The sequence below is a fragment of the Vallitalea longa genome (assembly GCF_027923465.1).
GTDB lineage: Bacteria > Bacillota > Clostridia > Lachnospirales > Vallitaleaceae > Vallitalea > Vallitalea longa.
Genome location: NZ_BRLB01000013.1, coordinates 153031 through 166701 on the forward strand (window position 1 = coordinate 153031; position 13671 = coordinate 166701).

At 29.4% G+C, this 13671-nt stretch carries 12 protein-coding genes, 1 other RNA gene and 1 pseudogene; 8 read left to right on the forward strand and 6 right to left on the reverse strand.

The window, feature by feature from the left end:
• Positions 1-297: 297 nt before the first annotated feature.
• Positions 298-478: non-coding RNA, 6S RNA (gene ssrS, locus QMG30_RS17965), on the forward strand.
• A gap of 131 nt (positions 479-609) precedes the next feature.
• Here the strand turns inward: ssrS and QMG30_RS17970 are convergent.
• The 5 genes from QMG30_RS17970 to hisC form a co-directional block, all read right to left on the reverse strand.
• On the reverse strand, positions 610-1290 hold the full coding sequence (locus QMG30_RS17970) for an SGNH/GDSL hydrolase family protein (protein ID WP_281817749.1): 681 nt from the start codon (positions 1288-1290) through the stop codon (positions 610-612).
• Positions 1291-1380: 90 nt separating this feature from the next.
• A complete protein-coding gene (aroA, locus tag QMG30_RS17975) occupies positions 1381-2661 on the reverse strand; it encodes a 3-phosphoshikimate 1-carboxyvinyltransferase (protein WP_281817750.1) in 1281 nt (426 codons plus the stop codon).
• A 25-nt stretch (positions 2662-2686) separates the two neighbouring features.
• Entirely contained in the window at positions 2687-3778 is a 1092-nt protein-coding gene (locus tag QMG30_RS17980; RefSeq protein ID WP_281817751.1) for a prephenate dehydrogenase, read from the reverse strand.
• Positions 3778-4791, reverse strand: a complete 1014-nt coding sequence (aroF, locus tag QMG30_RS17985) for a 3-deoxy-7-phosphoheptulonate synthase (protein WP_281817752.1) — start codon at positions 4789-4791, stop codon at positions 3778-3780. Before aroF ends, QMG30_RS17980 begins: the two co-directional genes overlap by 1 nt.
• 170 nt (positions 4792-4961) lie before the next feature.
• Positions 4962-6047 (reverse strand): histidinol-phosphate transaminase, encoded by a 1086-nt coding sequence (hisC, locus tag QMG30_RS17990; RefSeq protein WP_281817753.1) that lies wholly within the window; start codon positions 6045-6047, stop codon positions 4962-4964.
• Between the two features lie 725 nt (positions 6048-6772).
• On the opposite strand from hisC, the gene fusA reads away from it, so the two are divergent.
• The 6 genes from fusA to QMG30_RS18020 all read left to right on the forward strand — a co-directional run bounded on the left by fusA (position 6773) and on the right by QMG30_RS18020 (position 12757).
• The gene (gene fusA, locus QMG30_RS17995; protein WP_281817754.1) at positions 6773-8848 is read left to right on the forward strand and encodes an elongation factor G; all 2076 of its coding nucleotides are present in this window, start codon (positions 6773-6775) and stop codon (positions 8846-8848) included.
• Positions 8849-8917: 69 nt separating this feature from the next.
• A complete protein-coding gene (locus QMG30_RS18000) occupies positions 8918-9715 on the forward strand; it encodes a PHP domain-containing protein (RefSeq protein ID WP_281817756.1) in 798 nt (265 codons plus the stop codon).
• Positions 9716-9738: 23 nt separating this feature from the next.
• Entirely contained in the window at positions 9739-10278 is a 540-nt protein-coding gene (locus tag QMG30_RS18005) for a GNAT family N-acetyltransferase (RefSeq protein WP_281817758.1), read from the forward strand.
• 133 nt (positions 10279-10411) lie between these two features.
• Positions 10412-11296: a GNAT family N-acetyltransferase gene (locus QMG30_RS18010; RefSeq protein WP_281817760.1), complete on the forward strand. Its 885-nt coding sequence runs from the start codon at positions 10412-10414 to the stop codon at positions 11294-11296.
• Positions 11297-11368: 72 nt separating this feature from the next.
• Entirely contained in the window at positions 11369-12172 is an 804-nt protein-coding gene (locus tag QMG30_RS18015; RefSeq protein WP_281817762.1) for a GNAT family N-acetyltransferase, read from the forward strand.
• 81 nt (positions 12173-12253) lie between these two features.
• Positions 12254-12757 (forward strand): hypothetical protein, encoded by a 504-nt coding sequence (locus tag QMG30_RS18020; protein WP_281817763.1) that lies wholly within the window; start codon positions 12254-12256, stop codon positions 12755-12757.
• A gap of 296 nt (positions 12758-13053) precedes the next feature.
• Here the strand turns inward: QMG30_RS18020 and QMG30_RS25260 are convergent.
• Positions 13054-13399: pseudogene (locus QMG30_RS25260) on the reverse strand (transposase).
• A 67-nt stretch (positions 13400-13466) separates the two neighbouring features.
• On the opposite strand from QMG30_RS25260, the gene QMG30_RS18030 reads away from it, so the two are divergent.
• On the forward strand, positions 13467-13671 hold a 205-nt coding region (locus QMG30_RS18030; RefSeq protein ID WP_281817765.1), incomplete at its 3' end, for a helix-turn-helix domain-containing protein.

Genomic DNA, 13671 nt, shown 5'->3' on the forward strand with positions numbered 1-13671 from the left:
TTTTCCTCACAATTGTATATAATACATTATTTATTTCTTAAAAGCAATTTAAAAAGTTATGCTGAAAAGGTAAAATTTGATTGTATTTGTATAAGCAGCTTTGCATATAATAATAACGTAAAAGAGAAATGATTAAAATAACTTACTTGTATCATATATGAAACAAAAAATAAATATTCTAAGTATCAATTATAGACAAAATGAACAAAAAAAACTATAAATATTTTAAGTAATTTTCTTGCAAAATATGAAGATATATAGTATAATTAGGACACAGCAAAACAAGACAAAACAAGATGTCTCCTGGGATGTACGATAATCCTGTAATTTTGAACCTACATTAGCAATACGGGAGTTCTATATTTCAAAGTGGATGTCATGCCCTCATTATGGCGGGGAAGACAAAAGCTCTGTTGCGGACACCCACCTAACGTGAGTTAGGGATCAAAATTCAGGAAACGGCATATCCGGGTATACATATTATAGAAGTAACGTGACTTTGTCACTTTACTTTTATAAAAGTAAATTATGATAAAAATGAAAAAAGGTTACTATTAATTATAGTAACTTTTTTATAAAATAGAAAGGTTATACTTTCTATTTTTTATTTTATCTTTTTTGAGGGGTAGCATCTATTTTACCCATTGTTCTTTCTTTTAGAACGCCTTGAAAATTAATGTATTTGGTAAATTCAGCAAATACTGTATCAAATAATAAATCATATCCATCTTCATTTAAATGTACACCGTCTTCAGAAATGAATTTTTCATAATTATCTTGATTTATCATTTTACCGAAAAAATCAATAATTGGACAATTATAATCTTTAGACACTGTCTTAATTATATGTACATACTGATTTAATCTTGAATTGTTCCTAAGTGGTTTTGCTATAGTTTCATTAACTGGAGGTGGTGTAATCATAATAGGAATGGGTATACAATTATTTAAACCTGTTCTATTGTTATGTTCAATTATTCTACATATAATTTTTTCTAAATTTCCTTCAAATTCTTCTAATGATCTATATTTGTTGTTATTAGCACAATCGTTAGTACCAAATTGAATTAGAACAATATTTGGTTGATGAACTAATACTGAAGTTTCAACAGACTGTAATGCCTCTCTAGTGGTAATACCATTTTTACTAGAATTTACAATGTTCCAGTAAATTGAAGGATAGTAGCTTGGAATATATTTTTCAAGTCTATTAATGTAACTATGAGCCTTACCAATTCCATAACCATTTGAAATACTATCACCAAATCCAACTATTGTTGTCTTAATCATATGATTCCCTCCACTTTTAATTTAACATATTAGCTTTACACTATATGATAATACAAAATAACATTAATTCCAATAGTTTTTTTAAAAAACTTACAAATTACTTATGTTTTTCAATAGATCATAAAAACTAGGGAAAGATATATCTATGCAACTACTGTCAAGTATTTCAGTTGTTCCTTGAGCAGCAAGACCAGCTACTGCCAGTGACATAGCTACTCGATGGTCATTATAACTGTTAACAGTTGTTCCTGTTAATTGTGGAGAATGTGATATGATCATTCCATCTTCAGTTGCCAATATGTCAGCATTCATTTTACTTAATTCAGTTACCATGGCTTCTATACGATTTGATTCTTTAACTTTTAACTCAGCAGCGTCTTTAATTATTGTCTTACCTTCAGCAAAACAAGCAGCTACAGCGATTACGGGAATTTCATCAATCAATGTTGGAATAATATCTTTATCGATAATTGTTCCTTTTAGATTACTAGATTTTACTTTAATATCTGCAACTAATTCACCATTGATGACTTTTTCATTTAGTAGTGATATATTTGCATTCATTGATTTAAGTACTCTAATAATACCATCTCTGGTAGGATTAATACCGACATCCCTAATAAGTAACTCAGAGTTCTTGGTTATTAAACAAGCTACTATTAAAAATGCAGCAGATGAAATATCACCAGGAACAATAATATCTTTTCCATACAATTCTGCAACAGGTGTACTGATTATAGTAGAATCATGTATTGTAATATTACCTCCGAAATAGTTAAGCATTAATTCGGTATGATTCCTTGATAGTGCAGGTTCTATTATTTTGGTTTCATTCTCTGTATATAAGCTTGCTAGAATGATACAAGATTTAACTTGTGCACTAGAAACTAGGGATTCATAAGTTATATTATGCAGGTTCGAACCAGTAATTTTTAATGGAGCTTTATCATTATTTCCTATAGAAACTATATTAGCACCCATTTTGGTTAAAGGTTCAATGATTCGTCTCATAGGTCTTGATTTAATTGAATCATCACCAGTTAAAATACAATCAAATTCTTGTGGAGCTAATAATCCGGATAAAAGTCTAAGAGTAGTTCCGCTATTACCTACGTATAACTCTTTATTGGGTTTTTTTAGACCATGCAATCCTTTTCCGTGAACGGTGACGAGAGAATCGTCAATATCTATAGTAATACCCATTTCTCTAAAACATGAAATGGTACTTAGACAATCTTCACCCATCAAAAAACCCTTTATATTAGTTATTCCTTTTGATAAGGCACCTAGCATTATTGCTCTATGGGAGATAGATTTATCTCCAGGTACACATACGTTACCTTTTATATTTTTTATGGAATTTATAATCATATTTTCCTCCAGTAATTTATATAGTCTAGATATAGATGTTGTAGTTCATATTTGTTAGTAGTTTTATACTTTCATTTTGACTATCTATGTCATAGAATATAATTTCAAGGACACCTTGTTGATGTTCCCTATTATTGTTAATACCTATATTTTTTATATTAATATTATTTTTGCTTAATAATGAAGCAATTTCAGCTATGATACCAGGTTTATCTATAACATCTACAGTGATCTTATAAGATTTCATTATAAATCCAGTATTTTTATCTGAGAATGTATTTCTATAATCCCTGGATAAAGAAAAGAATGAATGTATTGCTTCACTATCACAATTACATATATTTTCTTTTATCATATTAAGTTCCTGTTGGAATTTATCTATAACTTTAATTATTTGCTTATTATTAGTTAAACATATTTGCTGCCACATTGCTGGGGAAGAAGATGCTATTCTTGTTATATCTTTGAATCCTCCAGCTGCTAATGTATGCATATGTTTATCAGGAGTATCAAGTTTGGATACCACATTAACAAGAGTAGAAGCTATAACATGTGGAACATGACTAATTGTAGCTGTAACAAAATCATGTTCAGATGGTTCGATTACAACAGGTAAAGCTCCTAATTCAGTAATGAATATTTGTAATATATCTATTTTATCTTTTGACGTGTCTGGCAGCGGAGTTAATATATAATAAGCATTCTCAAACAAATGCCTATCAGCAGCAGATATTCCGCTTTTTTCTGATCCTGTCATTGGATGGCCACCAATAAAATTATTACAATTCATATCTAAAGCAGCGGTTATTATTTTTTCTTTGGTACTTGAAACATCAGTAATTATACAATTATTATTGATTATTGGTAATAGTTTATTCATAGCATGTATATTATTTTCCACTGGTGCACATAAAAAAATAATCTGGCAATCCCGAAAATTATTATTGATTTCAGTAGTATATTGGTCAATAATGTTTTCTTTCATAGCTTTTTCAAGTGAAGTTATTTTAATGTCATATGCAATTATTTTTGAGTTCTCATAATGGTCTTTGATAGCTTTGGCTAATGAACCTCCAATTAAACCGAGTCCAATAAAACCAACTTTTTGTATGTTCATTATAGTATTTTCCCAACAAGTTTTGCAAAAGGTCTTAATTCATTACATAATGCATCAAATTCTTTTGGAGGTAATGATTGAGGACCATCTGATAAAGCTACTGAAGGATTAGGGTGAACTTCTACCATGATACCATCAGCACCTACAGCTACAGAAGCTTTAGATAAAGGATTAACATATGCTCTTTTTCCAGTAGCATGACTAGGGTCTACAATTATAGGCAAGTGACTCTTTTGCTTGATAATAGGTATTGCACTTATGTCAAGAGTATTTCTTGTAGCTGTTTCAAAAGTTCTGATTCCTCTTTCACATAAAACGACATTCGAATTACCTTCACTCATTATATATTCTGCTGCATTAAGCCATTCATCAATGGTTGCTGATAAACCTCTTTTTAGTAGAACTGGAGTATTGGTTTTACCGATTTCTTTCAAGAGATAGAAATTCTGCATATTTCTCGCACCTATTTGAAACATATCAACATATTTGTAAGCTGTTTCTACAGATTTAAGACTGGTTACCTCACATACTATAGGTAAACCTGTTTCTTCACGTGCTTTTGACATATACTTCAATCCTTCTTCTTCTAATCCTTGGAATGAGTAAGGAGAAGTTCTAGGCTTATAAGCACCTCCTCTTAGTATAGATGCACCAGATTTTTTAATGGCATGTGCAGTTTCAATTATTTGCTTTTCATTTTCAATAGCGCATGGTCCAGCCATGATTACGAAATTATTATTACCTATTTCAACATCTCTTACCTTGATGACAGATGATGTCATGTTAAATTTCTTATTAGCTAGTTTATAAGTTTCTGTGACTGGAACAATTTTTTCTACACCATCCAATAATTCAATATTACATTTTAATAGTTTCGATTTATCACCAACCACACCAATTATAGTAATTTGATCACCAGTGGATAAATGAGTCTTGAGTCCGTGTTCTTCAACTAATGTTATGACTTTATTAATATCTTGGTTATTAACATTAGGTTTCATTACAATAATCACTGTTATACCTCCTTTTGTATATGAATCAGTATTATTTTAGTTAAAAAACGTTGGGGATATCTCAATATTCTAGTTGCTAACGAGATAATCATGTTAAGCAAATATAAATATATTGATAGCCCCTCAAATACTAATAGTATATCATAATTAATATTAATCTAGTACATAATCTATTTTATTATTTGTTCACATGCTTCCAAGAATACTTTCATCTCTTCTTTAGTGCCTAGTGACACACGTTGGTATGTATCCATGCCAAATAGGTAACCTGGTCTTAAAATAACACCTTTCTTCTCGAATTCAACAAATAGTTCTTTGCTTGGTTTGTTGAAGTTAATCATCAAGAAGTTACCATGACCTTCAATATATTCTATACCTAATCTGTCAAGTCCTTCATAAGTATATTTTTTAACCTCATTGTTAGCTGCATATACTTTTTTAACAAATTCTTGATCAGATAAAGCGGCAACAGCCCCTTCTTGTGCTTGTGTAGTTACATTAAATGGTCCACGTACACGATTGATATAGTCAATGATTTTTGGATGTGCTATACCATAACCAACACGTAGTGAAGCAAGACCATACATCTTAGAGAAAGTTCTTAATATGATCAGATTATCATATTCTTCTAATAAAGGTAGTGATTCTGGATAACTTTCATCTGATACAAATTCATAGTAAGCTTCATCAAGTACAATCAATATGTCATTAGGTATTTTCTTGATGAATTCAAGTTGTTCTTTTTCAGTGATTATAGTTCCAGTTGGATTGTTTGGGTTAGAAATAAAAATAACTTTTGTACGATCTGTAACTTGATCGGCAATACCATTAAGGTCATAAGTATGATTAATTAATGGTACTTGTATTATTTTACCACCCATAGTATTTACTGAAGCACTATATTGAGCGAAGCTTGGAGTACAAGTGATTGCTTCATCTGATGGACCAATGAAAGTACGACCGATTATTGATAATAGTTCATCTGATCCAGCACCAAAAACAAGTTGATTAGTTTCTATATTCATTTTCTTAGCGATAGCATTTCTTAGTTTTGTACAGTTTCCATCAGGGTAGAGAGATGGAGTTTTTAATGTTTCTATTATGGTTTGTTTCGCTTTTTCAGAACAACCATATGGATTTTCATTAGATGCTATTTTGATAACGTGGTCTAAATTGAATTCTCTTTTTACGTCATCTATAGGCTTACCAGGAACATAAGCTCTTAATGACTCAACTTCTTTTCTGCAATTAACCATTTTTAATATTCTCCTTCACAAAATTATTTAAATTAGCATGTGTAGTTTTAGTTTTAGCTACTTCACTAATTTGATACGTATATTCTATCATATATATTTTTTTTATGTTGTTAAACTATATTTTTTTATAATTATATAAGTAAATTAATTTAAAAATTAAAGTTTATTGTAACTCATATTAATTAAACATAAATTAATGAATTATATTATTTTAACATTAATACATATAATATACAGATGACCATTTATTTATATGGTTTTATATATTTTACGCTTAATAGGTTTTTATGTCAACACTTTAAAGCTCCAAAGTAAAACAAATATTATTATGACAATAGTTATTTATAACTGACAGAATAATAATTATTATAATAATTATATTTTAATTATTTAAATATTGTATATAATATGTAATTATTTTGATATATAATGGGGCGATATTATAACAATCGATTTTATTATTCTATTAGTTAGTTAAATATGAACAATAATATATTTTATTGAATGGCAGATTATTTTGTGCAAAATTAATAAAATTAATAAATGTTTTTTGAAATTATTGAAGGAAATCGATGATTATAGTAGAATATTAAATATATCACGTATTTAGTGTTATAGTTCAATAATTTAATAACAACTTAATTTTTTCAATGGAGAAATGAAAAAATATTAAGTTGTATTTACTATTTTTGTAAAAAATATTCCAATGATTGGGGGAAAATTCCATGAAAATCTACTCATCTGAACAAATCCGCAACGTTGCACTCTTAGGTCATGGTGGAAGCGGTAAGACAACCTTAATTGAAGCTATGGCAAACGTTGCTGGAATAACTAAGAGACAAGGGAAAGTTGAAGAAGGGAATACAATAAGTGATTTTGACAAAGAAGAAATTAAAAGAGGCTTCTCAATAAACACGTCATGTATTCCTATTGAATGGCAAGATTGCAAAATTAACCTATTAGATACACCAGGATATTTTGATTTTATGGGAGAAGCTAAAGAAGCAACAAGAGTCGCTGATAGTGCTATAATTGTTGTTTCTGGTAAATCCGGAGTTGAGGTAGGTACTGAAAAAGCTTGGGAATATGCAGAAGATATGCAAATTCCAAAAATGATTTTTGTTACTGATATGGATGATGAACAAGCTAATCTTAAGAATGTATTAGAACAACTAAGAGAAATTTTTGGTAAAAGTATTGCACCATTCCAAGTTCCTATTAAAGAAGGAGAATCTTTTGTAGGTTTTGTTAATGTTGTTAAAATGCAAGGAAGAAAATTTGTTAAGGACCATGTAGAGCAATGTGATATACCTGAAGGTATGAATGATGAATTAGAACCTGTTAGAGAAATGATACTTGAGGCAGTTGCTGAGAGTGATGAAGGACTTATGGAGAAATATTTTGATGGAGAAGAATTTACTCTAGAAGAAATTCAGACAGCACTTCATAATGGTGTTATCGAAGGCTCAATAGTTCCAGTATTATGTGGTTCTGGTATTTCTAATACTGGAGTTCAGGTACTACTTAATTCAATACTTAAGTATATGCCCGCTCCAAAAGAGGAAAATACAGTTGTTAAAGCAATAGATCCTGAGACAAATGAAGAAGTAAAAGTTACATGTGACAAAGATGAGCCAATGAGCGCTTTGATTTTCAAAACTATAGTAGACCCATATATTGGAAGATTATCATTGTTTAGAGTTTATTCTGGAGTATTTAAAGCGGATTCAAATTATTTGAATGTTAATAAAGATGGAAGTGAAAGAATTTCCCATATTTATATCTTGAGAGGGAAAGAACAGATAGAAGTAAAAGAGATTAGAGCAGGAGATATAGGAGCTGTCGCTAAATTATCAAATACAAGTACTGGAAATACATTATGTGATAAGAGCAGACCTGTTAAATTAGATGGAATTAATTTCCCAGAATCTCTTGCATGTAGGGCAGTATTTCCTAAAACAAAAGGAGATGAAGAGAAAATTTCATCTGGCCTTCATAAATTAATGGAGGAAGATCCTACAATTAAAGTCGTGTTAGATTCAGAGAACCACCAAGAATTATTATACGGTATTGGTGGACAGCATTTGGATGTTATAATTAGCAAATTAGAAGCTAAGTTTAAAGTAGGTGTGGATCTCAAAAAACCTAAAGTACCATATAGAGAAACTATCAAAAAGAAAGTCAAAGTACAAGGTAAACATAAAAAACAATCTGGTGGACATGGACAATATGGAGATGTACATATTGAATTTGAACCATCAGGAGATCGAGAAACACCTTATATATTTGAAGAAAAGATATTCGGAGGTTCAGTACCTAAGAATTATTTCCCAGCAGTAGAAAAAGGACTTCAGGAATCAGTTCTTCATGGAGTTATTGCAGGCTATCCTGTAGTAGGTGTCAAAGCTACATTGGTAGATGGTTCATATCACCCTGTAGATTCATCAGAAATGGCATTTAAGATTGCAACAACAGTGGCATTTAAAAAAGGTATCGTGGAAGCTTCACCTGTTTTGTTAGAGCCAATTGTTACTGTTAAAGTAGTTGTTCCTGATGCTTATATGGGAGATGTTATAGGTGACCTTAATAAGAGACGAGGTCGAGTATTAGGTATGAATCCTGCTAAAGGTAAGCAGGAGATTGTTGCAGAAGTTCCACAAGCTGAGATGTATGGATATTCAACAGACCTTCGTTCTATGACACAAAGTAGAGGATTATTTACTCAAAAATTTGAGCGTTATGATGAAGCACCTATTGATGTTCAAGAGAAAGTGGTTGAAGCTAAGAAAAACGAAGAATAGAGGTTGAAAAAGGCTGTCCACTAAAGGATAGCCTTTTTTAATTAGCAATATTCAGGAGGAATAATATTAATGATAGATATGCACGTTCATCTGGAACGAGGTCCATATACTAAAGAATGGCTTATGGAATTAGTATCCAATGCAGTGAAAAGAGATATTGATGCATTATATTTGTTAGAGCATTCATTTAGGTTTGTGGAATTTAGAAATATTTATGGTACGATTATAGAACATGAAGATTATGGTACATATCAGTCAGAGTGGCTATCTAATAGAATGCAGCTAGAATTAACTGATTATAAAGATTTCATTACGAAGATGAGAGAATATGAATTTCCTATTGAAGTCAGATTTGGTTTGGAAATATGTTATTTCCCCGACAAAGAGGAAGAAATTAAAAAGTGTATTTCTAATTTTGATTGGGATTTCTTAACTGGGTCAATCCATTGGATAGACGGATGGGGTTTTGATCATGAGAAAACAAAAGAAAACTGGAGAAAATGCAATATAGATAAAGTTTATGAAAGATATTATAAATTAATGATACAATTAGTGGAGTCAAGAATTTTTAATATACTTGCTCATCCAGATTCTATTAAATGTTTTGATTATTATCCTACCATTAAATTAACTAATGTATATATACAATTAGCAAAAGCATTAAAAAGAAATAACGTGAAAGCAGAATTTAGTAGTGGTTTGCATATTAATTATGGACATGGAGATCTAGGGCTTAATAAAGAATTATTGAAGATATTATCTGAATATGAAGTTGATATAGTAACAGCTTCAGATGCTCATAGACCAGAGGATGTTGGAAAATATATAAGAGAAGCTAAAAAAATATTAAACGGTAGCAATAAGTAAAATATTAAAAAGGATGGATGTAAATGTTTAAACATATTATTGATGATAAATTAGAGCTGAAATTGTTAAATGTTAAAGATGCCGAAGAATTACATTCACTAATAGAAGACAATAGAGAATATTTATTAAAATGGTTACCATGGGTTTATATTAATAAGTCAATAGAGGATACTAAGGATTTTGTATTATCCAGTATGAAACAGTATGGTGAGAATAAAGGATATAGTGCGGCAATATGTTATGATGATAAGATTGTAGGAGTTATTGGACTGCAATGCTTGAACCTACAGCATAAACATGTTTCTATTGGTTATTGGCTAGCAGAAGATTATCAGGGTAAAGGTATAATGACAAAATGTTGTACAGCATTGATAAATGATGCATTCAATAATTATGAATTAGAGAGAGTAGAAATAAGATGTGCAGAAAAAAACTATAAAAGTAGGGCAATACCAGAGCGATTAGGTTTCATTAAAGAAGGAATCATAAGAAATATTGAATGCCTTAATGAAAAATATGTTAGTCATGTAGTTTATGGTATGTTAAGAGAAGAGTGGAAATGATTATATAATTATGATTAATAGTTGATTTATGTTATATTAGGTATGAGTAATCAATGTATTTTAGTGTGTCGGGAAAACAGTAGTAGTAAAGGAAATAAACTTGAAAATATTTAATAGTCTAGGAGGGATAATTATGTTACAGCAAAGATATTTTAAATACTTACAAGATTATAACAACGTTTATGAAATGTTAGTAAATAATTTTAAATCAAATAATGTAAATAACAATATGATACCTGCTGAATTTGAATATTGTTTTTGTCATTCGTATTCTGATATCAAATCAATGAGTAGAAGTGGTGTATGGGAAGATGAAGGGAATATTATAGGGGTAGCCCATATAGAATTTCAACTTGGAGAGGCATTTTTTGAAATTGCTGACGGTTATAATTTTTTAAGAGAAGAAATGTTAGATTATAGTGAGAAATATTTGCGGGGAACAAAAGAAGACGGAAAAGAATTTCTATATGTAAAAGTTCCTCAACATGAATCAAAATTTAAAGAATACATTGAAAAGAAAAATTATAAATATGATATTACATATAAGTGTATGTATATGCCACTTAATAAGGATTTCTTAGTTGAATTACCTAAAGGTTATAAAATAATTAGCATACATGATGGTGTTGATCATGCAAAACTTCAAATAGCAAAACAACTAGGATTTAATCATAAAATGGAAGATATAAAAGGCGACCATCTTGCTAATAGCCTTATATGTGCTACAGGACCTCATTTTATTCCAGAAATGAATTATGTAGTTGTTGCTCCTAATGGCGATTATGTAGCTTATGGTGGATTCTGGTATGATAAGAGAATGGATTTAGCTTATCTAGAACCCCTCTGCACTCATCCGGATTATAGAAAAAAAGGACTTGCAAAAGCAATTCTAAGTAAGGGGATGAATGAATGTAGAAAACTAGGGGCTAAATATTGTACAGGAGGTCAAAATGATTTTTATTCCCATTTGGGATTTTATGAATACAACAGGTATGATTGGTGGTATAAGGAATTTTGATTTCATAATGAAATAAGTACTATTAATAAAATGACATGAATGTACTGAAAATTTAATGAAGAGGTGAATTTTATGATTAGAAAATTACATGAAAAAGATAGAATAACAGTTTTAGAATTTCTGAATGAAGATCCATCTATAAATATATTCATAATAGGTGATATTGAAACTTATGGATTCAATAATGAGATGCAAGAATTGTGGGGACAGTTTTCAGATGATGGACAAATGGAAGGTGTGTTATTAAGGTATAGAGAAAGTTTTATTCCATATTATAATAACCCTAATATTGATAATACTGATTTTGTAAATATAATGTTGAATTATAAAGAATATAAAGTTATTTCAGGGAAATCCTCAATTATTAGTAAATTCCAATCAATGTTTCCTGATTATAAAATTTCCAAGACTTATTTTTGTGAGCTTAATAATATTGATGAGTTAAATGCTGACCCACTAAAAAACATTGTAAAAATAGCAAAAGAATCTGATGCCAAGAGAATATGTGATTTGCTAAATACAATAGATGAGTTCAATAGTATTATAAATGATCCAGAAAGGGTAAAGACTAAGCTTATTAATAAAGCAGGAAGATCTTATTACATAGAAAATGATAAAGGTGAAATGGTTTCAATTGCACAAACAACAGCAGAAAATACAAGTTCTGCAATGATAGTAGGTGTAGCTACTTTAAAAGAATATAGAAAACATGGGTATGTTAGTGAATGTATGGCTAAGTTATGTACAGATATCCTTAAAGAAGGAAAGACAATATGTTTGTTTTATGATAATCCTAAGGCTGGTAAGATATATCATAGATTAGGATTTAAGACAATCGATAATTGGACAATGTTAAAAAAGAGTAGGGTAAATTAGCTGATTCTGAAAATGAAAATAGAACGAAAAATAAGTAATATTTATTACAGTGTATAAAATAATTATAAGGGAGCTTTACATATGAGAAAATTAGGGAAATTATTAATAAGGATTATATCATTATATTATTTTATCAAGGCAATTTTAGCATTAAAGGAAATTGCTTTAATATTATTACCAGGTGTAAAAGGAAACAGTAATGCATTTGCAGTTTTGGGAATAAATGGATTAACATATTTTTTAGTAAACTTTATTGTAATATTAATAATAGCTGTTTTGCTATGGATATTTACTGATAAAATTGTTGCTACTATTATAGGAGAAGATAGTAATGATGGGTTAAATATTAATTTACATTATGAAGAGTTATTTAGTATAACATTATTTGTCTTAGGAATTATATTTGTTATTGATGCTATACCAAGTGTATTATCTCAGGTACAATCTTTGTTTACTGTTAATATGCAATCATATCCTTCAAATTTTAGATTAAGTATATTTGTAGGAATGTTAGCTCCAATATTGAAATTAGTAGTAGGTATTTGTTTAATTATTAAAAACAGAATACCCAAGAAAGGGATTTGAAATAAATAAAGAAAGCTGTTTGATATCTAATAGAAAATGATAAAATAAGTGTTCGTTGTAAGTAATACTATAGGGAGTGAGTAAAAATTAATATTTTAATTGATAAATATAGGATGTACGAATATAATAATTTAAAATATGTTGATGAGCAGGAATTAGAGAATATATTAACATTTAAGGAAAAGGATAATTATATTATTGTTTTTAAAGTATTGATAGATAAAATACAAGTATATTGGGCAAGTAAAACCTTAGATGATTTTATCTAGATATTTCGAGAAAACTCCCTCCTCTAACTAGGAGGGAGATGAATCGGAACGGTTTTTAATCTTTAACTCCTGCTTGAGAGCGAATATATTTCTCAATATTGTTGCTCCTCCAGTTGTTAAAATGCAATAACTTCTACTCCAAAATACTGGTTTCCAGTAATATTCTTTTAAATATTCACTATGCTTTTTCCTAATAAGTCTTGAAGAAACAGTCTTCAGAGTATTTACTAATTTTGCTAATTCCACTTGGGGAGGTGTTTCAAATAGTAAGTTCTTTGTTAATACATTTGTGCCTATATTTAGTTATTACAACCAAATGATATTTTAGATTGTATATGGAATGTCTATTGCTTTTGAATTCACTATCATTCATCTTAAAAACTCCTTTACAACTAAATTAAATTACGATATAATTATAACATAAGGAAGTGGGAAAATCTATGAAAATCAATAAAGCTTTCAAATATAGAATATATCCTAATAAGGAACAACTGATTTTGATTCATAAAACCTTCGGTTGTACTAGATTTGTATTCAATCGTTTTCTTAATCAAAGAATTGAATTATACAAGAATGAAGAAAAATCAACTACTTATGTTAATCAAGCTAAAGAGTTAACAGCTTTAAAAAAAGATTTAACTTGGC

What these genes read in the sequence shown, in the direction of transcription:
- QMG30_RS18005 (WP_281817758.1), top strand. Translation starts at nt 9,739, where the DNA reads ATGTTTAAACATATTATTGATGATAAATTAGAGCTGAAATTGTTAAAT.
- aroA (WP_281817750.1), bottom strand. Translation starts at nt 2,661, where the DNA reads ATGATTATAAATTCCATAAAAAATATAAAAGGTAACGTATGTGTACCT.
- fusA (WP_281817754.1), top strand. Translation starts at nt 6,773, where the DNA reads ATGAAAATCTACTCATCTGAACAAATCCGCAACGTTGCACTCTTAGGT.
- QMG30_RS18020 (WP_281817763.1), top strand. Translation starts at nt 12,254, where the DNA reads ATGAGAAAATTAGGGAAATTATTAATAAGGATTATATCATTATATTAT.
- QMG30_RS18010 (WP_281817760.1), top strand. Translation starts at nt 10,412, where the DNA reads ATGTTACAGCAAAGATATTTTAAATACTTACAAGATTATAACAACGTT.
- QMG30_RS17980 (WP_281817751.1), bottom strand. Translation starts at nt 3,778, where the DNA reads ATGAACATACAAAAAGTTGGTTTTATTGGACTCGGTTTAATTGGAGGT.
- QMG30_RS18000 (WP_281817756.1), top strand. Translation starts at nt 8,918, where the DNA reads ATGATAGATATGCACGTTCATCTGGAACGAGGTCCATATACTAAAGAA.
- hisC (WP_281817753.1), bottom strand. Translation starts at nt 6,047, where the DNA reads ATGGTTAATTGCAGAAAAGAAGTTGAGTCATTAAGAGCTTATGTTCCT.
- QMG30_RS17970 (WP_281817749.1), bottom strand. Translation starts at nt 1,290, where the DNA reads ATGATTAAGACAACAATAGTTGGATTTGGTGATAGTATTTCAAATGGT.
- QMG30_RS18015 (WP_281817762.1), top strand. Translation starts at nt 11,369, where the DNA reads ATGATTAGAAAATTACATGAAAAAGATAGAATAACAGTTTTAGAATTT.